Below are 21,017 nucleotides of genomic sequence, written 5' to 3'. Positions count from 1 at the left end.
CCGTCCGGGACGTACGCGCCACCTCACCTCACAAGGGAGACAGTTCATGTACGACTACGACCTGCTGGTCGTGGGGTCGGCCAACGCCGACCTGGTGATCGGGGTCGAACGGCGGCCCGCGGCCGGGGAGACCGTGCTCGGCTCCGACCTGGCCGTCCACCCGGGCGGCAAGGGCGCCAACCAGGCGGTGGCCGCCGCCCGGCTCGGGGCCCGTACGGCCCTGCTGGCCCGGGTGGGCGACGACGCGCACGGGCGGCTGCTCCTGGACTCGCAGCGGGACGCGGGCGTCGACACCTCCGGTGTGCTGGTCGGCGGGGCGCCCACCGGGGTCGCGCTGATCACGGTCGACCCGTCCGGGGACAACAGCATCGTGGTGTCGCCGGGCGCCAACTTCCGCCTCACCCCGGAGGACGTCCGGGCGGCGGCCGGTCTGCTGCGCTCCTCCCGGGTGGTCTCCACCCAGCTGGAGATCCCGCTGGAGTCGGTCGCGGAGGTGGCGAGGGCCGTACGGGACCTGCCGGACGGCACGACGCGTCTGGTGCTCAACCCCTCGCCGCCCCGGCCCCTGCCGGAGGAGGTCCTCGCGGCCTGCGACCCGCTGATCGTCAACGAGCACGAGGCGCGGGTCATCGTCGGGGGTGATCTTCAGGGCGCCCCGGAGGACTGGGCGCGGGCACTGCTGGGGCTCGGCCCGCGGTCCGTGGTCGTCACGCTGGGCGCGGAGGGCGCGCTGGTGGCGTCGGCCGCGGGCACCGTACGGGTGCCCGCGGTGAAGGTGGACGCCGTGGACACGACCGGGGCCGGGGACGCGTTCACCGCCGCGCTGGCGTGGAGGCTCGGGCAGGGCGAGCCGCTCGCCGAGGCCGCCGCGTACGCCGCCCGGGTCGGGGCCGCCGCCGTCACCCGGGCCGGGGCCCAGGAGTCGTTCCCCACCGCCGAGGAGGTCGCGGCGCTGTGAGGAGGTCCGGAATCCTGAACCGCCATCTGTCGGGCGCCCTCGCCGAACTCGGCCACGGGCACGAGGTGCTGGTCTGCGACGCGGGCATGCCGATACCGGCGGGCCCGCGCGTGGTCGACCTCGCCTTCCGTGCCGGGGTGCCGTCCTTCGCCGAGGTGCTGGACGGTCTGCTCGACGAGCTCGTGGTCGAGGGCGCGGCCGCCGCACGCGAGGTCCAGGACGCGAATCCGGAGGCGGCGGCCCTGCTGGAGACCCGCCTGCCCGCCCTGGAACTGGTCCCGCACGAGCGCCTGAAGGAACGGTCGGCGGACGCGCGGCTGGTCGTACGCACCGGGGAGGCGCGGCCGTACGCGAACGTGCTGCTGCGGTGCGGGGTCTTCTTCTGAGCGCCGCCCGGACCCGTAACGCTTCGAGGGGCCCGGTCGCGACCGGGCCCCTCGGCATCTCCCCCGACGGAACCGCCGAATCCCCCCGGATTCCACTCCGGCGGTCCCGATGCCAAGTACGACCCATGGGGTGCCGCGGGGGTTGCACGGCCGCCGAGGATTTTCCGGGACCGGTACCGGGGTCCGGTCCGTTGGCCGGATGCGCCCCACCGGCAAAGCGGTGCGCGGGTGCTACGCCGAGCAGGTCGAGTACGTCCGCGCCGTGTCCGGTGCCTCCCAGGAGCGGAAACCGTCTTCGGTGCCTCCCAGGAGCGGAAGAGGAGAAGCGGAAACGGGGAGACCCGGAACGGCCGGCCTTCTGCTGCACGGCCTCTCAGGCGACTCGGGTGTCGTAGGCCTCGCGGTGGGCGAGCACGTCGTCCATGTGCACCTCGGCCCAGGTCTTGAGGCCGCGCATCGTCTCGTACAGCGACAGGCCGAGATCGGTCAACTCGTAGGAGACCGTGACAGGCACGGTCGGTACCACGGTGCGGGACACCAGGCCGTCGCGCTCCAGGGAGCGCAGCGTCTGGGTGAGCATCTTCTGGCTGACGCCGGCCAGCAGGCGGCCCAGCTCCGAGTAGCGCATCGCCCGGGGCCCGCCGGAGCAGTCGGTACCCGGCCGGTGCGCGCTGTCGCTGCCGAGCGCGGCCAGGATCAGCGTCACCCACTTGTCGGAGAGCCGGTCCAGCAGCTTGCGGCTGGGGCAGGCCGCCACGAAGGCGTCGTACTCCACCTTGGCCTGCGCCCTCCGCTGCGCCGCCGTCATCGTCGCCATCTGCCGCTCCTCTCGCCCGCGAGTGCTTCGCACCCCACATCACCCACTTCCTTCCGGGAAGCTGCACAACCATCATGGCGCAAGGCGCTATCGAGTACGGCCCTATGGCGCCGGCGGCGGGCTTCCCCCTCTCCCGAAGGGAGAAGCCCTCGCGCGCCGTCGTCAGCGGCCGATCCTGTCCAACTCGGCGAGATCCTCCTCGGAGAGCGAGAGGCCCGCGCCGGCGATGTTCTCGCGCAGGTGCGCCACCGACGAGGTGCCCGGGATCAGCAGGATGTTCGGCGACCGCTGCAACAGCCAGGCCAGGGCGACCGACATCGGCGTCGCGTCCAGCCGGGCGGCCACGGCCGTGAGCGCCGAGGACTGTAGCGGGCTGAAGCCGCCCAGCGGGAAGAAGGGCACGTAGGCGATGCCCTGCTCGGCGAGTTCGTCGATCAGCTCGTCGTCCTGGCGGTGGGCGAGGTTGTACATGTTCTGCACGCACACGATCGGCGCGATCGCGCGTGCCTCGGCGACCTGCTCCGCGGTCGCGTTGCTCACGCCGAGGTGCCGGATCAGGCCCTGCTGCCGGAGTTCGACGAGCGTCTCGAACGCCTCGGTGACCGGGCCGGGCCGGGGACCCTGGGCATCGCCGAGCCGAAGGTTGACCACGTCCAGCCGTTCGAGGCCGAGGCGGTCCAGGTTGTGGTGGACGGCCCGGCGCAGATCCTCGGGCTCGCGGGCCGGGGGCCAGCCGCCCTGCTCGTCCCGGAACGCGCCGACCTTGGTCACGATGCGCAGCGCGTCGGGGTAGGGGTGCAGCGCTTCGCGGATCAGCTGGTTGGTGATGTGCGGCCCGTAGGCGTCGGCGGTGTCGATGTGGGTGATGCCGAGGGCGACAGCCTCGCGCAGGACGGCGAGTGCGCCGTCGTGATCGGCGGGCGGGCCCATGACCCCCGGGCCGGCGAGCTGCATGGCGCCGTAGCCGAACCGGGTGACGGTCAGATCGCCCAGGGACCAGGTGCCGCCGGGAAGCGTGGCGGGAATCGTGCTCATTGCTCGGCCTTTCGTAAGAAATCGGTACGGAGTCAGAAGGGGGTGTCTGACAGCGCCTCGCACCATCCTGGGAATGCAGCTCCCCCTCGGGAAGAGGGCACTTCAAGGTGCGTAAGGCACCCGTAGGTGGGCGGAGCGCCGGACGGCGACGAGGACGGCGGCCCAGCTTGTTCCTCGACCTGGCAGGTCACGTTCGGTGCTCAGCGGTTCAGGTCCATGACCCCGGCCCCGAGCCGTTCATACAGCTCCGGTGTCACCGTGGCGATCAGCGCGGGTCATGACGTCGGACATGCGAGACCCCGCACCGCCACGCATACGTGACGTATGCGTGGCGGTGCGGGGTCTCCTCGACTACAGCGCGTGCTCCACGAACCGCGCCGCGGTCTCCGCCAGCAGTTCGCGTCCGTCGCGGGCCCACAGCTCGTCGTTGAAGAGCTCGACCTCGATGGAGCCGGTGTAGCCCGCCGCCTCCACGTACCCCTTCCACTCGCGCATGTCGACCGAGCCGTCGCCGATCTGGCCGCGCCCGTTCAGCACGCCCGCCGGCAGCGGGGTGATCCAGTCGGCGAGCTGGAAGGTGTGGATGCGGCCCGAGGCTCCCGCGCGGGCGATCTGCGCGGGCGCGTCCTCGTCCCACCAGATGTGGTAAGTGTCCACCGTCACGCCCACCTGCTCCGCCGGGAAGCGTTCCGCGATGTCCAGCGCCTGCTTCAGCGTCGACACCACGCAGCGGTCCGAGGCGAACATCGGGTGGAGCGGTTCGATGGCCAGGCGGACGCCGTTCGACGCCGCGTACGGGCCCAGTTCCGTCAGCGCGTCCGCGATGCGCTCGCGTGCGCCGCGCAGGTCCTTGCTGCCCGCCGGGAGGCCGCCCGAGACGAGGACGAGGGTGTCCGTGCCCAGCGTGGCCGCCTCGTCGACCGCGCGGCGGTTGTCGTCCAGGGCGCGGGAGCGCTCCTGCGGGTCGATGGCCGTGAGGAAGCCGCCCCGGCAGAGTGTGGTGACCGCCAGGCCCGCGTCGCGGACCAGTTTTGCCGCCGCGTCCAGGCCGTACGACCGGACCGGCTCGCGCCACAGGCCGACCGCCGGGATGCCCAGCCGGCCGCATTCGTCCACCAGTTCCGGCAGCGACAGTTGCTTCACCGTCTGCTGGTTGACGGAGAACCGGGTCAGGTCCGGGCCGCTCATCGTTCCTGCTCCACTCCGTACACGCGCAGCAGGTCCTTTATCCGCGCCTCCGCCAGCGCCGGGTCCGGGAACAGTCCGAGCCCGTCGGCCAGTTCGTACGCCCGCGCCAGGTGCGGCAGCGAGCGCGCCGACTGCAGGCCGCCCACCATCGTGAAGTGGGACTGATGGCCCGCCAGCCAGGCCAGGAACACCACGCCCGTCTTGTAGAAGCGGGTGGGCGCCTGGAAGAGGTGGCGGGACAGGTCCACCGTCGGGTCGAGGAGCTTGCGGAAGCCGGTCACGTTCCCCGTGTCCAGGACCCGTACCGCCTCCGCCGCCAGCGGGCCCAGCGGGTCGAAGATGCCGAGCAGGGCGTGGCTGAAGCCCTTCTCGTCGCCCGCGATCAGCTCGGGGTAGTTGAAGTCGTCGCCCGTGTAGCAGCGCACGCCCCGGGGGAGCCTGCGGCGGAGGTCGATCTCGCGCCGGGCGTCCAGCAGGGAGACCTTGATGCCGTCCACCTTGTCCGAGTGCGCGGCGAGCACCTCCAGGAAGGTGTCCGTCGCCGCGTCCAGGTCGGACGAGCCCCAGTAGCCCTCCAGCGCCGGGTCGAACATCGGGCCGAGCCAGTGCAGCACCACCGGTTCCGCCGCCTGGCGCAGCAGGTGGCCGTAGACCTCCAGGTAGTCCTCGGGACCCGAGGCCGCCGCGGCCAGCGCGCGCGAGGCCATCAGGATCGCCTGCGCGCCCGACTCCTCGACGACGGCGAGCTGTTCCTCGTAGGCGGCGCGGATCTCCGCCACCGTGCCCGAGGCGAGCTGGTCGGTGCCCACGCCGCAGGCGATCCGGCCGCCCACCGCCTTCGCCTCGGCGGCGCTGCGGCGGATCAGCTCCGCCGCGCCCGCCCAGTCCAGGCCCATGCCGCGCTGGGCGGTGTCCATGGCCTCGGCGACGCCGAGCCCGTGCGACCACAGGTGGCGGCGGAAGGCGAGGGTGGCGTCCCAGTCGACGGCGGCGGGCGAGTCGGGCGACACGTCCGCGTACGGGTCGGCGACGACGTGGGCCGCGGAGAAGACCGTACGGGAGGTGAAGGGCGCGCCGGTGGTCACGGCGAGGGGTTCGGCGCGGGGGGTGTAGGTGCGGAGCCCGCCGTCCGCGCCCGGGAGTCGGATCGTCACAGCGTGATCTCCGGTACGTCGATGCGGCGGCCCTCGGCCGAGGACTTCAGGCCCAGTTCGGCGAGCTGGACGCCGCGGGCGCCGGCCAGCAGGTCCCAGTGGTAGGGCGCGTCCGCGTAGACGTGCCTGAGGAACAGCTCCCACTGGGCCTTGAAGCCGTTGTCGAACTCGTCGTTGTCGGGGACCTCCTGCCACTGGTCGCGGAAGGAGTAGGTGGCCGGGATGTCCGGGTTCCAGACCGGCTTGGGGGTGGCCGAGCGGTGCTGGACGCGGCAGTTGCGCAGGCCGGCGACCGCCGAGCCCTCGGTGCCGTCGACCTGGAACTCGACCAGTTCGTCGCGGTTGACGCGGACGGCCCAGGAGGAGTTGATCTGGGCGATGGCGCCGCCGTCGAGCTCGAAGATGCCGTACGCGGCGTCGTCGGCCGTGGCGTCGTACGGCTTGTCCTGCTCGTCCCAGCGCTGCGGGATGTGGGTGGCGGTGAGGGCCTGGACGGACTTCACGCGGCCGAAGAGCTCGTGGAGGACGTACTCCCAGTGCGGGAACATGTCGACGACGATGCCGCCGCCGTCCTCCGCGCGGTAGTTCCAGGAGGGGCGCTGGGCGGGCTGCCAGTCGCCCTCGAACACCCAGTAGCCGAACTCGCCGCGCACGGAGAGGATGCGGCCGAAGAAACCGCCGTCGATCAGCCGCTTGAGCTTCAGCAGGCCCGGCAGGAACAGCTTGTCCTGGACCACGCCGTGCTTGATCCCGGCGGCCTTCGCGAGGCGGGCCAGTTCCAGGGCGCCGTCCAGGCCGGTCGCGGTGGGCTTCTCGGTGTAGATGTGCTTGCCCGCGGCGATCGCCTTCTTGAGCGCCTCCTCGCGGGCGGAGGTGACCTGGGCGTCGAAGTAGATGTCGATGGTGCCGTCGGCGAGGACGGCGTCCACGTCCGTCGACCAGTGCTCCAGGCCGTGCTGTTCGGCGAGCGCCGTGAGGGCGTGTCCGCGGCGGCCGACGAGGACCGGTTCGGGCCACAGCACGGTGCCGTCGCCCAGGTCGAGGCCGCCCTGTTCGCGGAGGGCCAGGATGGACCGGACGAGGTGCTGGCGATAGCCCATGCGTCCGGTCACGCCGTTCATGGCGATGCGCACCGTCTTGCGTGTCACGTCGTTCCCTTCGTCCATGCGCCGCCCGCGGGCGGCGCGTCAGTACGGCGCTGTCGTCCGTGCGTCCCGTGTCCGCGGCGGGCCGGCGCTCCTTCGCGTCCGGCGCCGCGCACACCTCACCCGCCCGGCTGAGCGGGCCCGGCCGATCGTGACAGCAAGCGCTTTCTACGCCATGAGACGCTAGCCTCTGTGCGTCGGATCGGACAAGACCGCGCACGGCGGGAGATGCGCGGGTTCGGGTACGACTTGGCTGCGGGCGGCGTGCGGGTCGATCGTGGACGACGGCGTACGGGTCGGCTGCGGGCGGCGTGCGGGTCGGCTGCGGGCGGCGTGCGGGTCGGTCGTGGGCGACGGCGTACGGGTCGATCGTGGACGACGGCGTACGGGTCGGCTGCGGGCGGCGTACGGGTCGATCGTGGACGACGGCGTACGGGTCGGCTGCGGGCGGCGTACGGGTCGATCGTGAGCGGTGCTCGCGCGGCGCACGCCCGTGACGGCAACCGGCGTCGCCGTACGGGCGTCTGTACGGCTGGCCGTGCGGTCGTACCGGTGCCCGGGTCCGTACGGGCGCCTGTACGACCGCACGGGCCGTACGAACCGTACGGACGTACGGACGTACGGACACGACCGTCCGAGCGGCCCGCACGGCCCGAGGACGAGCAGACGCGGCGAGACACGACCGGAGGACGAGGAACGATGACTGTGACCCTGGCGGACGTGGCGGCCCGCGCGCAGGTGTCCCCCGCGACCGTCTCCCGGGTGCTCAACGGGAACTACCCGGTGGCCGCGTCCACCCGGGAGCGGGTGCTGCGGGCCGTGGACGAGCTGGACTACGTCCTCAACGGCCCCGCGAGCGCGCTGGCCGCCGCCACCTCCGACCTGGTCGGCATCCTGGTGAACGACATCGCCGACCCCTTCTTCGGGATCATGGCGAGCGCGATCCAGTCCGAGATCGGCGGGCCGGGCGGGCGCGCGGGCGGGGAGCGGCTGGCCGTCGTCTGCAACACGGGCGGCTCCCCGGAGCGCGAGCTGACCTACCTCACCCTCCTCCAGCGCCAGCGCGCCGCCGCCGTCGTCCTCACCGGCGGCGCGATCGAGGACGCGGCACACGTCACCGCGGTCGGCAGCAAGCTGCGCAAGCTGGTGGACGCCGGCACCCGGGTGGTGCTGTGCGGGCGCCCGCCGGCCCCCGAGGCGATCGCCCTCACCTTCGACAACCGCGGCGGCGGCCGGCGGCTCACCGAGCACCTCATCGGCCTCGGCCACCGGCGTCTCGGCTACATCGCGGGACCCGAGGAACGCACGACCACCCGCCACCGCCTGGAGGGCCACCGCGACGCGCTCGCCGCCCACGGCATCGAGGACGACCCGCGGCGCACGGTGCACGGCCGCTACGACCGCGCCGCCGGCTACGAGGCCACCCTCGAACTGCTGCGCCGCGACCCGTCGATCACGGCCGTGGTGGCGGCCAACGACACGGTCGCCCTGGGCGCGTGCGCCGCGCTGCGGGACTCCGGGCTGCGCATCCCGGACGACGTCTCGGTGGCGGGCTTCGACGACCTGCCCTTCAGCATCGACGCGGTGCCCGCGCTGACCACGGTCCGGCTCCCCCTGGCGGAGGCGGGCGCCCGCGCGGGCCGTATCGCCATGGGCCGCGAGGAGCCTCCGGCGGGGGGCATCGCGACGGTGGGCGGGGAGCTGATGGTGCGGGGGTCGACCGGGGCGCCCCGGGAGTGACCGGAGAGGCCGGCGGGCAGCGGCCGCCGGCCGGGACGACGGCCGTGAGGACGCGATCGTGTGCGTGACGGCGGGGCCGGGGGGACGTACGCTCGCGGAGGCCCCCCCGACCGAGCCGGCGATCCCCCTCGGCGACGGACGAGGCCGGCCCGCGCGCCGAACTGTCGCCGGACTCGGGGTGCCGGAGCCCGCACAGCGGGCAGGAGTGACGGGTACCGTCCGCCGCGTGCCGTGCGCAAGCCACGCCGCAAACCTCCAGCGAGGTGGGATTTCGTGAAACTGGCCTTCTCCACTCTCGGCGTTCCCGGGCTGCCCCTGTCCGAGGTCGTCCGGCTGGCCGCCGACCACGGTTACCACGGCGTCGAACTCCGCACCCACCCCGAGGAACCCGTGCACACCGGGCTCGGCGCGGAGGAACGGACCGCCGTCGCGGCCGGGTTCAAGGCGGCGGGCGTCGAGATCCTCGGCCTCGCGGGGTACGTGCGCGTGGCGGCTCCGGGCGACGACGAACCCGTCCTCGCCGAACTGCGCGACCTCCTCGACCTGGCACGCGACCTGGGCGCCCCGTACGTACGCGTCTTCCCCGGCGGCGGGGAACAGTCCGCCGACGAGGCGGACGCGACGGCGGCCCGGCGGCTCGGTACGGCCGCGGAGTACGCCACCGACGCAGGCGTGCGCATCCTGCTGGAGACCCACGACTCGCACCGCACGGGCGCCGACGCCATGCGCGTCCTCGGACTGGTCGGGCACCGTCAGGTCGGCGCGCTCTGGGACGTCATGCACACCTGGCTGGGCGGCGAGCAGCCCGCGTCGAGTTACGCGGCGCTCTTCCCGTACCTGGGCTATGTGCAGGTCAAGGACATCGCCTCGGCCGAGGACACCACCCCCCTGCCGCTCGGCGCGGGCGTGCTGCCGCTCACCGAGTGCGTCGACCTGCTCTCCCGGGAGGGCTGGGACGGCTGGCTGTGCTGGGAGTACGAGAAGCGGTGGTACGAGGGGGCCGAGCCGCTGCCCGGGCTGCTGACGGCGGGGCGGGAGCACCTGGCGCGCCTGCTGAACGAGGCGGCGTAGGGAGGCGCGTACGGGTCGGCGTGTGAGCGGCGGCGTGCCGGGCCGCCGTTCCGGCACGTGCCCGACGCGCGGCTGCGCCGCGTGGTCCGTTCCGTCCGCACCGGGGGGTGCGGAAGCCGGGCCGGCCCGTGCTCGGCGCCGCCTCGACCGGGTGCGGCGTCCGGACGGTGCGCTTCATCGGCATGATCGGCTTCCGGGTCCGGGAGACCCGGATGCGCCACGCCGTGGGGCTCGCGGTGCTGAGCCTGGTGGTGGCGGTCGTCGTGGTGGCCGTCGGCGTCTTGCCGTGGGCCGCCACGGGGCCTCCCGCCGCACGCTGGCCGCCGCGGGCGTCCTCACCGGCCTCGGTGCCGCCTCCGCCACCATGCGTTCCCCCCCCCCCCCCCCCCCCCCCCCCCCCCCCCCCCCCCCCCCACACACGAACCACCGCACGGGGGCGTCCCGGCGCCCGGCGATCGCGGAGACGGTGCGGACGCTCCAGGACCACTGGCCGCGGGTGTCGGCGTACGCGCCGGTGCTCCGGAGTGACCCGGCATCCCGCTGATTCACCCCTGTACCGACTCTGTACCGACTTCCGGAAGTCCGGGAATTCCGGCGGAATTCCCGTAAGAAGCGGGGAACCCCGAGTCGCCCTCCCCCGTCATAACGGCATGCTGCCGGATGAGTCTCCGCAGTGCGGTGTCGGCTTCGCTGCTGGCTGCGATCGCTGACCACCCTCTCCGCCGTCTGCGGCCGGCAGCACGCCGTCACCGGCGCGCCCCCCTCCGACAGCGCCGGTGACGGCCCCTCACGCCTGTTCCCGCGCCGCCCCCGCCGCGGAATTGCGCGGTCCCTTGACTGGCAGAAACCTTCCCGTTATTCGTGAGGCCTCGGAAGTTTCCTTCATCAGGCCTTCGCGAGGGAAGGAGTACCCATGCGCGACTCCACCGGCACGGGTGGCACCGCCAGGCCGTCCAGACGCACCGTCCTCGCCACGACCGCGGGCGTCACCGCCGCCACCGCCACCACCGTCCTCACCACTCCCACGGCCCCCGCCCGTGCCGCCGCTCCGCCCGCTCCGTCCCCCTCGTCCGCCAGGTCCCGTCCCGACGACGGGAAGCTCCGCGCGCTCGTCTCCCGTATGACGCTGGAGGAGAAGGTCGGCCAGCTCTTCGTGATGCGCGTGTACGGTCACTCGGCGACCGCACCGGACCCGGCCGACGCCGAGGCCAACCTCGCGGAGACGGGCGTGCGGTCGGCCGCCGAACTGCTCGCCCGGTACCGCGTCGGCGGCATCGTCTACTTCAACTGGGCGCGCAACATACGCGACCCGCACCAGGTCGCGGACCTCTCGAACGGCATCCAGCGGGCCTCGCTCGCCCTGCCGCGCGGTCTGCCCGTGCTCGTCTCCGTCGACCAGGAGCACGGCGCGGTGGCGCGGATAGGGGCTCCCGCCACCCTGTTCCCCGGCGCGATGGCGCTCGGGGCCGGCGGCTCCCGGAGCGACGCCCGCGAGGCCGCCCGGATCGCGGGCGCCGAGCTGCGCGCGATGGGCGTCCACCAGAACTACGCCCCGGTCGCCGACGTCAACGTGGACCCGGCCAACCCGGTGATCGGCGTCCGCTCCTTCGGCGCCGACCCGCGGGCCGTGGCGGACCTCGTGGCGGCCCAGGCGAAGGGGTACCGGAGCGCCGGGGTCGCGGCCACCGCCAAGCACTTCCCCGGGCACGGCGACACCGACCTGGACAGCCACGTCGACTTCCCCACCATCGGGCACACCCGCGAGGAGTGGGAGCGGCTGGACGCGCCGCCGTTCCGGGCCGCCGTCCGGGCCGGCGTCGACTCGGTCATGACGGCGCACCTCGCGGTCCCGGCCCTCGACCCGTCCGGCGATCCGGCCACCCTCTCCCGGCCGATCCTCACCGGCGTCCTGCGCGGGGAGCTCGGCTACGACGGCGTCGTGGTGACGGACTCCCTCGGCATGGAGGGCGTGCGGAAGAAGTACGGCGACGACCGGGTGGCGGTGCTCGCCCTGAAGGCGGGCGCCGACCAGCTCCTCAACCCGCCCTCCCTCGGCATCGCCTGGCACGCGGTCCTGGACGCCGTGCGCGAAGGCGAGCTCACCGAGGCGCGCCTGGACGAGTCGGTCCTGCGCGTGCTGCGGCTGAAGCGGCGGCTGGGGCTGTTCGAGAGGCCGTACACCGGCGGGGCGGACGTGGGCCGGGTGGTGGGCGCGCGGAAGCACCTGGCCGCCGCCGACCGCATCGCCGGGCGCACCACGACCCTGCTGGCCGACGAACGGCGGCTGCTGCCGCTGTCCCGCCGTACGCACCGCGACATTCTGGTCGTCGGCGCCGACCCGGCCTCCCCGTCGGGCACCACGGGCCCGCCCACCACCGTCCTCGCGGACGCCCTGACCGAGCTGGGCTTCACGGCCACGGCCCTGTCCACCGGCACGGCGCCCGCCGCCGCGGCCGTCGACCGGGCGGTGGCGGCGGCCGGGGGCAGGGACGCGGTGGTCGTGGTGACGTACAACATCACGGCGGCCAGTGCGCAGCGCACGCTCGTGGAGCGGCTGGTCGCCACGGGCGTCCCGGTCGTCGCGGTCGCCGTCCGCAACCCGTACGACGTGGCCCACCTGCCGGGCGTCGGCGCCTTCCTCGCCACGTACGGCTGGACCGACGTCGAGGTCAGGGCCGCCGCGCGGGTGCTGGCCGGACGCGTGGGGCCGCGCGGGAGGCTGCCGGTGCCGGTGCAGCGGGCGGACGATCCGGCGCAGGTGCTGTACCCGGTCGGGCACGGCCTGACGTACTAGACCTACGCCGCACATCGGGCAGACCACCACCAGTCAACGCAAAGCGTTCCCCACATCTGGCGTGACTCCCCGCGCGGGCGTCACGCTGGACCGGGGGTGCCCCGAGGGGCGCCGGGGGGACGGTGGTCATGCGAGGTGTTCAGGTGGTTCGACCCGCGGTGGCGGCGGTCGTCCTGGCGGCAGCGGCGGTACTGGCCGGCTGTCACCAGTCGTCGGGGGTGGCCGGGGCGCCCGGGACATCGGCGGCGCCGGGGGCCGGCCCGGGGCTGGACGGGACGGCTCCGGCGGCGACGCGGACCTCCTCCCACCGGTCCTACGGGGCGGTGTTCCTCGGGATCGACGAGTGCAGCTCCTTCGGCACCACCAGCTTCACCGAGGTGTCCTGCGCGGGCGAGCGGGCGGCGGCGCGGGTGGTGGCCCGGCACGACGGCAAGGTCTCCGAGGGACCGCCCTGCCCGGCGACCACGGACTTCGTCCTGCACATCAGCGAGTCCGGCTCCTCCTACGACGAGTACGACGAGGACGGCGACGGCAGGGTCGTCCGGGGCTACGCCTGTATGCGCAGGCTCCAGCCGCCGCACCCCGGCGACCCGGGCGCCGGGGGCGGGCCCCGCACGATCCCCGGCGACTGCGTCTACGGCGCGGGCAGGGGCGAGGTCCGCGAGACGGCCTGCGACGGCGGAGGCAGGAACGCCCCCGAGTACAAGGTGACGCGGGCCGTCACCGAACGCGCGCGGTGCCCCGCGTCGACCACCCTGTACGTCGATCTCGGCGGCCCCGAGCCGGTGGGATGCGCACGGCCGTTGTGACGGCAGGGGGTGTGCGATGGTGCGGCCCGGCCGACCACCCGGACCGCACCACCGCACCACCGCCTGCCTATGCCGCCGGTACCGCCGACGCGACCGCGACCGTCACGGCCGCAGCCTCCGCTCCCGCTCGACGTCGTGCCGGTCGAGCTGCGCGTCGTACGCCGCCAGCGGCCGCGCGGCCTCCGGGTCGGCCTGGACCGCCGGTGACGCCACGCCCGCCCACTGCTGGATCCGCGCGGTCGCGAGGTCGCGCTCGGACTTCACCAGACCGGCCACGTTGGCGCCGTGGTTGGCGCCGGGGGCGGTGAAGACGTACGAGTCGCGCGCCTTCTTCCCGAGGCGGAACGGTTCGGCACCCCACGGGTCGTTCTCGCCGTACACGAAGAGCATCCGGTGCGCGTTGTTCCGCACCCAGGTGTCCACGTCACGCATCGCGTTCGGCTGGAACTTCATCCCTATGTCGCGGGGCACGAAGTTCCGCGGCGGCTGGTAGCCGTAGCGGATGTACTTCTTCTCGATGTGCGGGAAGTGGATCGTCGGCGCGCCCAGCTGCGTACCCGCCTGGTAGTAGTACGGCGTGTACGCGCTCAGCCCCTGGTCGGTGTAGGCGGAGAAGCCGGAGACCGTGTCGATCGACGCCCATATCTCCTCGTCGCTCGCGTCCGCGGCGTCGGCCGGGACGAGGTCGCTCTCGCAGTCCGCCGGCGTGCTGTACTGCCAGAAGCCCCACACGTAGTCGAGGACGACCGCCTCGTACGCCCGGTCCAGGCCGCCGATCGTGTCGAAGGTGTAGCCCTCGGCGGCCGCGTACGCCTCGTACTTCTCCTTCAGCGGCGCGCGGCGTACCAGGGCCTCGCGCTGCACCGCGTTCAGCCGGTCGCGGCACTCCTCGGTGCCGACCCGCCGGAAGAACCGGTCGTACGCCGAGTCCTCCTTGTTGTTCACGTCGTTCGGCGCGACGTACGCGACGACGCCGTCCATGTCGCGCGGGTAGAAACGCTCGTAGTACGTGGCGGTCATGCCGCCCTTGGAGCCGCCCGTCGCGATCCAGTTCTCCGGGTAGACCGGCTTCAGCGCCCGGAAGAGGCGGTGCTGGTCGCTCGCCGCCTGCCATATGTCGAGCTTGGACCAGTCGGCCGGGTCGGGCCGGGACGGGGTGAAGAAGCGGTACTCCATCGAGACCTGGTTGCCGTCCACGATCTGGGTCGGCTCGCGGCGGCTCGGGTTGGCCGAGACGTTGTATCCACCGGTGTAGAAGACCGTGGGGCGGCTGGTGTCCTTGTGCAGCACGGTGATCCGCTGCTGGAACGTGCCCTCGGACGGCCGCCGGTGGTCGACCGGCTGGGTGTAGTTGAGCACGAAGAAGCGGTAACCGGTGTACGGCTTCTCCTCGATCAGGCTCATGCCCGGGATCGCGAGCAGCCGGTCCTTGATGTCGGCGGAGGCCGCCGTTCCGGTGTCACCGTCGACACCGATGCCACCGATGTCGTCCGTGCCACCGAGGGCACCGGCCGTCGCCGGCTGAGCGGCGACCGCCACCCCGGCCGTGCTCGACGTGCCTATGAGCACCGTGAGGGCCAGCAGCGATCTGAGCGCCTTGCGCATGGACTCTCCCCTGTGAAACAACTGTGCGCCGGAACCTAGCGGTCGCCCGGCGCGCGCACCAGAGGGACCGGCGCCAACCGGAGCAGTCCCGGCCGTGTCGGCCGGGGCCAGGGGGGCGCCTCAGCAGAGGGTCCAGCCCGAGCGGACGCTCCCCTTCCCCACCACGCCCTCGACCCACACGCAGCGCCCTCCGGCGTGCACGGTCACCGGTCCCGCGTGGTACCGGAACCGCCCCCGGTCCACCACCGGCCGCCCGCCGCGCGCCCGCACGCTGACGGACATCCACTGCCGCACGCCCTGTTTCCCGGCCACCGCGATGGCGCAGACGTACCCCCGGCGCTTGTGGACGTGGACGGTCCCGGTGGAGAAGGGGAGCGTGCGGACCACGCGGCCCGCGCAGGGCCCGGCGGCGGCCTGCGCGTCGGCCGGGTCCGCGATCAGGAGCAGGCCGGCGGCGGTCAGCAGGGCCGCCGCGAGTGCCGCGCTCCTGCGGAGCGCACCGCGGACTCCTCTCGGTCCACAACTCACTGCCGTCCCTCCCGCCACACAGACGTACTGCTGTACGGACGCACAGCGGACTCCGCATGGTTGCGCCACCGGGCACCGCGGCGGACCTGGGCCGTGGTGGTCGCACGCCGCCGTGGTGGTCGCACGCCGCCGTGGTGATCGCACGCCGCCGTGGTGATCGCACGCCGCCGTGGTGATCGCACGCCGCCGTGGTGGCCGCACGCCCGTGGTGGCCGCACGCCGCCGTGGTGACCGCACGCCCGTAGTGGCCCGCACGCCGCCGTGGTGACCGCACGCCCGTGGTGGCCGCACGCCGCCGTGGTGACCGCACGCCCGTAGTGGCCGCACGCCCCCGTAGTGGCCGCACGCCGCCGCAGCGGCCGCCCGCCGCCGTGGCCTCAGCCCGCCGCCGTGGTGGCCGCCGGCTCCCCCACGAACGTCCGCCACAGCCGCGCGTACCGGCCGCCCCGCCGCAGCAGCTCCTCGTGCGTGCCGTCCTCCACCACCCGGCCGTGGTCCATCACGACGACCCGGTCCGCGCGGGCGGCCGTCGTCAGCCGGTGGGCGACGACCAGGGTCGTACGGCGGCCCGCTATCCGGTCGGTGGCCTGGTTGACCTGGGCCTCGGTGGCCAGGTCCAGGGCGGCGGTGGCCTCGTCGAGGAGCAGGATGTCGGGGGCGACGAGCTCCGCGCGGGCCAGCGCGATGAGCTGGCGCTGCCCGGCGGAGAGGTTGCGGCCGCGTTCGGCGACCTCGTGCAGATAACCGCCGTCCAGCGTGGCGATCATGTCGTGGGCGCCGACGGCCCGGGCCGCGGCCTCCACCTCGGCGTCGGTGGCGTCGGGCCGGCCGTACGCGATGGCGTCCCGGACCGTGCCCGGGAACAGGTACGCCTCCTGCGGGACCACCCCGAGCCGGTGCCGGTACGAGGTCAGGTCGAGCTCGCGCAGGTCCGTGCCGTCGACGGTCACCCGGCCGCCCGTCGGGTCGTAGAAGCGGGCGACCAGCTTCACCAGCGTGGACTTGCCCGCGCCCGTCTCGCCGACGAAGGCGACGGTCTGCCCGGCCGGGATGGTCAGGTTCACCGCGCTCAGGGCCTCCTCCTCCGCCCCGTACGCGAAGTGCACGTCCTCGAAGGCGATGTCGCCGCGCAGGGAGGTGACCTCCCGCGGCTCCGCCGCCGCCCCGGTGGACGTGGGCTCCCGCAGCAGTTCCTGGATGCGGCCGAGCGAGACCGTGGCCTGCTGGTAGCCGTCGAAGACCTGCGAGAGCTGCTGCACGGGCGCGAAGAACAGGTCGATGTAGAGCAGGTACGCGACCAGCGCGCCGGTCGTCAGCGTCCCGGCGTCGACGCGTCCCGCGCCCACGATCAGCACGGCCGCGGCGGCCACGGACGACAGCAGCTGCACGAACGGGAAGTACACGGAGATCAGCAGCTGCCCGCGGACGCGCGCCCGGCGGTAGCCGTCGCTGCCCGCCGCGAACCGCGCCCCGCCGTCCCGCTCGCGCCGGAACGCCTGGAGGACGCGCAGCCCGGCCACCGACTCCTGGAGGTCGGCGTTGACGCCGGACACGCGCTCACGGGCGAGCTCGTACGCCTTCACGCTCGCCCGGCGGAAGAAGAAGGTGCCGACGGCCAGCGGCGGCAGCGTCGCGAAGACGACCAGCGCGAGCTCCACGTCGATCACGAGCAGCGCGGCCATGATGCCGAAGAAGGTGACGACGGAGACGAATGCGGTGACCAGACCGGTCTGCAGGAACGTCGACAGCGCGTCGACGTCGGTCGTCATCCGGGTCATGATCCGCCCGGTCAGCTCGCGCTCGTAGTAGTCGAGACCGAGCCGCTGCAACTGGGCGAAGATCTTCAGCCGGAGCGCGTACAGGACCCGCTCGCCCGTCCGCCCGGTCATCCGGATCTCACCGGTCTGCGCGGCCCACTGCGCGAGCACGGCGAGCAGCCCGAGCGCGGAGGCGGCCCACACGGCGCCGAGGGCGAGCCGGCTGACCCCGTCGTCGATGCCGTGCCGGATCAGCACGGGGAGCAGCAGCCCCATGCCCGCGTCGACGGCGACGAGCAGCAGGCTGAGCAGGAGGGGCCGCCCGAAGCCGCGCAGCAGCTGCCGCAGCCCGTACGCGCCCGTCCCGTCCTTCCCGGACTCCGGGCGGACCGCCCGGGCCTCGTCGACGTCGGGCGTGTCGGTGGCCGGGGGCAGCGCCTCGACCTGGGCGAGGAGCTCCGGGGTGGCGGGCGTCCCGGAGAGGGCGGTGTCGCGCGGCTCCCGGTCGCCGGTCCACAGCCGGGGGGTGATCCCCCGCTCGGCGTCGAACTCGGCGTCCAGCTCGTCCCTCCCCCACTCTCGGAAGGGCTCGAGCGGGGGGACCCCCATGGACACGTCCTCGGCCGGCGCGGCGGGCTGGACGTGCCCGGGCGAGACCCCGCCCAGCTCGTCGGGGTCGGTGAGCAGCCGCCGGTAGAGGGCGGACCGCCGCTCCAGCTCCTCGTGGGTGCCGATGTCGGCGAGCCGCCCGCCGTCGAGGACGGCGACGCGGTCGGCGAGGTTGAGGGTGGACCGGCGGTGGGCGATGAGCAGGGTCGTCCGCCCCGCCATGACCTGCCGGAGCGCCTCGTGGATCTCGTGCTCGACCCGGGCGTCCACGGCGGAGGTGGCGTCGTCCAGGACGAGGAGCCGGGGGTCGGCGAGGATGGCGCGGGCGAGCGCGATGCGCTGCCGCTGGCCGCCGGAGAGGGTGAGGCCGTGCTCGCCGACCTTGGTGTCGTACCCCTCGGGCAGCTCGGCGATGAACCGGTCCGCCTGAGCGGCCCTGGCAGCCGCCTCGATCTCCTCCTGGGTGGCGTCGGGACGCCCGTACGCGAGGTTGGCGCGCACGGTGTCGGAGAAGAGGAACGAGTCCTCGGGCACCAGCCCGATCGCGGCGCGCAGCGAGTCGAGGGTCAGCTCCCGCACGTCGTGCCCGCCGACGAGGACGGCGCCGCGCGTGACGTCGTAGAACCGCGGCAGCAGCAGCGACACGGTCGACTTGCCGGATCCGGAGGCCCCGACGACCGCGAGGGTCTCCCCGGCCCGGATCTCGAAGGACAGCCCGTCGAGCACGGGCGGCTGCCCGGTGTCGTAACCGAAGGAGACGTCGTCGAACTCGACGGTGGCGGGGGCGTCGGCGGGCAGGTCCTTGCTGCCGTCCGTCATCACCGGCCGGGTGTCGATCAGCTCCAGCACCCGCTCGGTACCGGCGCGGGCCTGCTGCCCGACGGTGAGCACCATCGCGAGCATGCGTACGGGCGAGACGAGCTGGGCGAGGTAGCTGGAGAAGGCGACGAAGGTGCCGAGCGTGATGTGCCCGTGCACCGCGAGCCACCCGCCGAGCGCGAGCATCGCTACCTGCCCGAGGGCGGGCACGGCCTGGAGGGCGGGGGTGTACCTGCTGTTCAGCCGGATGGTCCGCAGCCGCCCGGCGAACAGCCTGCGCCCGACCTCCCGCAGCTTCCCGGTCTCCTGCTCCTCCTGCCCGAACCCCTTCACCACGCGTACGCCGCCGACGGCGCCGTCGACCACACCGGCGACGGCGGCGGCCTGGGCCTGCGCGTACCAGGTGGCGGGGTGCAGCCGGGAGCGGCTGCGCCGGGCGATCCACCAGACGGCGGGCGCGACGGCGAGGGCGACGAGGGTGAGCGGCGGCGACAGCCACGCCATCACCACGAGGGAGATCACGAAGAGGGCGATGTTCCCGATGGTCATCGGCAGCATGAACAGCAGCCCCTGGATCAGCTGCAGATCACTGGTGGCCCGCCCGACGACCTGCCCGGTGGACAGCTCGTCCTGCCGCCGCCCGTCGAGCCGGGTGACCGCGTCGTACATCTCGGTACGCAGGTCGTGCTGGACGTCGAGGGCGAGACGGCCGCCGTAGTAGCGCCGTACGAAGGTGAGCGCGTACACGAGGACGGCGGCACCGATCAGCAGCCCGGCCCAGGGAGCCATCTCGCGCGTGCCGTCCCCGATCACGTCGTCGATGATCACCTTGGTGATGAGCGGCACGAGGGCCATGACGGCCATACCGGCGAGCGAGGCGCCGAGCGCGAGGACGACGTCCTTGGGCCGCCGCCAGGCATAGGCGGCGAGCCGCCGGGCCCAGCCCGGACCCGTAGGTCTCCCCGCCCCGCCCTTACAGTGCTCGTCCCCCTGCTGCGCTGCCACCCGGGTGCCTCCCTCATCTGCTGTTCTGCCCGCTGTCTGCCGGAAGGCACCAACGCGGGCGGGGCGGGATTTCATCCCGCTGCAACAATCGGCCGGGGCCGCCCCTCGTCCGGGCGGTGGCGCAGGTGTTCGGGCCCGACAGGCTGCCGCGCTGGAGGATCATCGCGCCCGTGCCTGACGTCCCCCAGCCCGCTGCCACGGTCACCACGCTCCGGCAGGCCGTCAGCCAGATCGCGCCTGCCGCGCTTCCGGCCTTCACCCGGGAGCCGGACCAGGCGGCCGACCGGTCCCGCCAGGGCTCCGACCCGGCACCGTTCCAGCGGTTCGTCGCCCAGTGGGCCGTCCATGTCCACGTCCGGCGTCAGCCCGGCCTGGCAGCGGACCTCCGTCACTGGGTGGACACCGCCAGGACGGGTGACGCGGACCGGGCACGACGGGCCGCCTCCGAGATCGGACGGATCCTGGACGCGGCCCACGCGGCCGTCGGCCTGTCGGCGCGGTGAGCAGAAGCACGATGCTTGCGTTCGACGCGTTGTATCCGCTTCACCGCACGTCGCTCGCGCCTCGGCGCCGTGCACGGTTAACGCGAATATCGGTTGGCCATGGTCACCGATACGTGTAGCTTCCGAGCATGGTGAGGCTGGAGCGGCTCCGAAGTGATCACGCGGCGGCCCTGCTGGCCTTCGAGCGGGAGAACCGGGAGTACTTCGCCCGGTCGGTGCCGGATCGCGGGGACGCGTACTTCGCCGGGTTCGCCGACCGCCACCGTGCGCTGCTGGCCGAGCAGGACGCCGGGGAGTGCCACTTCCACGTGGTGTTGGACGAGGACGGCGAGCTGATCGGCCGCGTCAACCTCGTGGACGTGGGCGCCCAGGAGGAGGGCAGCGCCGAACTCGGCTACCGGATCGGCGAGCGCGCGGCGGGCCGGGGTGTGGCGACGGCAGCGGTGCGGGAGGTGTGCGGTTCGGCCGCCACGGCGTACCGGCTGTCCTCACTGACCGCGGTCACCACGCTCGACAACGCGGCCTCCATGACCGTGCTCGGACGCACCGGGTTCACCGCGGCGGGGTATGTCGACGTCGGCGGGCGGCCCGGGGTCCGATTCGGGCGCCGGCTCGTGACGACACACTGACCAGCATCACTGACGCCGTACCGGCAGCTCGCGGAGACAGGACCGGTCAGGGAAGAGCTCCGGCCCGGGCGTTCCGGCGCCGCCGTCGAGGTCCTCCGGCGATGCGGCCCGAAGGGGATCCGGTCATGTGGCGGCCCTCACGGGGGCACGGCGTGCCAGGGTCCGTCCAGTCCGGAGCGGGTGTGGACCGCCGGCCGGCGCACCGGTGCCGGGGGACGGGAGATGGGAGGGGCCGGGAGGGATGGCGCGAAGAGGACCGGCGTACCTGCACGTGGCAGCCGGTCGTGGTTCTCTGGCGTCAGGCCCCCTTCCCCCGAACTCGGGAGACGGAGACGTGAGCGCGTCGTGTCCGAGGGCCGTGTCGGCCGATCGCCGACGCCCGCGACGTACCTCGGCGCCGGTGCACCACACGGCGCCCGCGCACCCGCGGCGACGCCCGCCTGTCCGCCACATCCGCGGACCGGC

16 protein-coding genes are annotated in these 21,017 nt (G+C 73.7%); 8 read left to right on the top strand and 8 right to left on the bottom strand.

All coding sequences use genetic code 11. The features are described 5' to 3' along the window. Window positions 1-46 precede the first annotated feature (46 nt). Together IEZ04_RS12775 and rbsD are read left to right on the top strand one after the other, a co-directional pair. Window positions 47-958, top strand: a complete 912-nt coding sequence (locus tag IEZ04_RS12775; RefSeq protein WP_189216914.1) for a ribokinase — start codon at window positions 47-49, stop codon at window positions 956-958. Further along, window positions 955-1,344, top strand: a complete 390-nt coding sequence (rbsD, locus tag IEZ04_RS12770) for a D-ribose pyranase (protein WP_189216913.1) — start codon at window positions 955-957, stop codon at window positions 1,342-1,344. The genes IEZ04_RS12775 and rbsD overlap by 4 nt, the downstream gene beginning before the upstream one ends. Before the next feature lie 373 nt (window positions 1,345-1,717). Here the strand turns inward: rbsD and IEZ04_RS12765 are convergent, their stop codons facing one another. From IEZ04_RS12765 to IEZ04_RS12745, 5 genes are all read right to left on the bottom strand, one after another. Then, on the bottom strand, window positions 1,718-2,161 hold the full coding sequence (locus IEZ04_RS12765; protein WP_189216912.1) for a winged helix-turn-helix transcriptional regulator: 444 nt from the start codon (window positions 2,159-2,161) through the stop codon (window positions 1,718-1,720). Between the two features lie 162 nt (window positions 2,162-2,323). Continuing rightward, complete coding sequence (locus IEZ04_RS12760; protein ID WP_189216911.1) at window positions 2,324-3,196, bottom strand: aldo/keto reductase family oxidoreductase; 873 nt, start codon at window positions 3,194-3,196, stop codon at window positions 2,324-2,326. 351 nt (window positions 3,197-3,547) lie between these two features. Further along, on the bottom strand, window positions 3,548-4,384 hold the full coding sequence (locus IEZ04_RS12755; protein ID WP_189216910.1) for a sugar phosphate isomerase/epimerase family protein: 837 nt from the start codon (window positions 4,382-4,384) through the stop codon (window positions 3,548-3,550). Further along, complete coding sequence (locus tag IEZ04_RS12750) at window positions 4,381-5,538, bottom strand: dihydrodipicolinate synthase family protein (RefSeq protein WP_189216909.1); 1,158 nt, start codon at window positions 5,536-5,538, stop codon at window positions 4,381-4,383. The genes IEZ04_RS12755 and IEZ04_RS12750 overlap by 4 nt, the downstream gene beginning before the upstream one ends. Continuing rightward, window positions 5,535-6,686 (bottom strand): Gfo/Idh/MocA family protein, encoded by a 1,152-nt coding sequence (locus tag IEZ04_RS12745; RefSeq protein ID WP_189216908.1) that lies wholly within the window; start codon window positions 6,684-6,686, stop codon window positions 5,535-5,537. The genes IEZ04_RS12750 and IEZ04_RS12745 overlap by 4 nt, the downstream gene beginning before the upstream one ends. Before the next feature lie 696 nt (window positions 6,687-7,382). On the opposite strand from IEZ04_RS12745, the gene IEZ04_RS12740 reads away from it, so the two are divergent. The 4 genes from IEZ04_RS12740 (at window position 7,383) to IEZ04_RS12720 (ending at window position 13,097) form a co-directional block, all read left to right on the top strand. Then, window positions 7,383-8,423, top strand: a complete 1,041-nt coding sequence (locus tag IEZ04_RS12740; RefSeq protein WP_189216907.1) for a LacI family DNA-binding transcriptional regulator — start codon at window positions 7,383-7,385, stop codon at window positions 8,421-8,423. A 273-nt stretch (window positions 8,424-8,696) separates the two neighbouring features. Further along, the gene (locus tag IEZ04_RS12735) at window positions 8,697-9,494 is read left to right on the top strand and encodes a sugar phosphate isomerase/epimerase family protein (RefSeq protein ID WP_189216906.1); all 798 of its coding nucleotides are present in this window, start codon (window positions 8,697-8,699) and stop codon (window positions 9,492-9,494) included. Between the two features lie 913 nt (window positions 9,495-10,407). After that, window positions 10,408-12,288, top strand: a complete 1,881-nt coding sequence (locus IEZ04_RS12725) for a glycoside hydrolase family 3 protein (RefSeq protein WP_189216905.1) — start codon at window positions 10,408-10,410, stop codon at window positions 12,286-12,288. A 128-nt stretch (window positions 12,289-12,416) separates the two neighbouring features. Beyond that, window positions 12,417-13,097: a hypothetical protein gene (locus tag IEZ04_RS12720; protein ID WP_189216904.1), complete on the top strand. Its 681-nt coding sequence runs from the start codon at window positions 12,417-12,419 to the stop codon at window positions 13,095-13,097. Window positions 13,098-13,199: 102 nt separating this feature from the next. Here the strand turns inward: IEZ04_RS12720 and IEZ04_RS12715 are convergent, their stop codons facing one another. The 3 genes from IEZ04_RS12715 to IEZ04_RS12705 all read right to left on the bottom strand — a co-directional run bounded on the left by IEZ04_RS12715 (window position 13,200) and on the right by IEZ04_RS12705 (window position 19,420). Then, window positions 13,200-14,702 carry a S28 family serine protease gene (locus IEZ04_RS12715; protein ID WP_189216903.1) on the bottom strand — a complete coding sequence of 501 codons (1,503 nt, stop codon included), beginning with the start codon at window positions 14,700-14,702 and terminating at the stop codon, window positions 13,200-13,202. Between the two features lie 120 nt (window positions 14,703-14,822). Beyond that, complete coding sequence (locus IEZ04_RS12710) at window positions 14,823-15,230, bottom strand: hypothetical protein (RefSeq protein ID WP_229821007.1); 408 nt, start codon at window positions 15,228-15,230, stop codon at window positions 14,823-14,825. A 377-nt stretch (window positions 15,231-15,607) separates the two neighbouring features. After that, window positions 15,608-19,420: an ABC transporter ATP-binding protein gene (locus IEZ04_RS12705; RefSeq protein ID WP_229821006.1), complete on the bottom strand. Its 3,813-nt coding sequence runs from the start codon at window positions 19,418-19,420 to the stop codon at window positions 15,608-15,610. 170 nt (window positions 19,421-19,590) lie between these two features. Between IEZ04_RS12705 and IEZ04_RS12700 the strand changes: the two genes are divergently transcribed. Both IEZ04_RS12700 and IEZ04_RS12695 read left to right on the top strand, forming a co-directional pair. Further along, window positions 19,591-19,923, top strand: coding sequence for a hypothetical protein (locus IEZ04_RS12700; RefSeq protein ID WP_229821005.1), 333 nt, complete (start codon window positions 19,591-19,593; stop codon window positions 19,921-19,923). Between the two features lie 128 nt (window positions 19,924-20,051). Beyond that, window positions 20,052-20,552: a GNAT family N-acetyltransferase gene (locus IEZ04_RS12695; protein WP_189216901.1), complete on the top strand. Its 501-nt coding sequence runs from the start codon at window positions 20,052-20,054 to the stop codon at window positions 20,550-20,552. Window positions 20,553-21,017 lie beyond the last annotated feature (465 nt).

The organism is Streptomyces ruber, assembly GCF_014648075.1.
Taxonomy (GTDB): domain Bacteria; phylum Actinomycetota; class Actinomycetes; order Streptomycetales; family Streptomycetaceae; genus Streptomyces; species Streptomyces ruber.
This window is presented reverse-complemented; position numbering and strand designations above follow the sequence as displayed.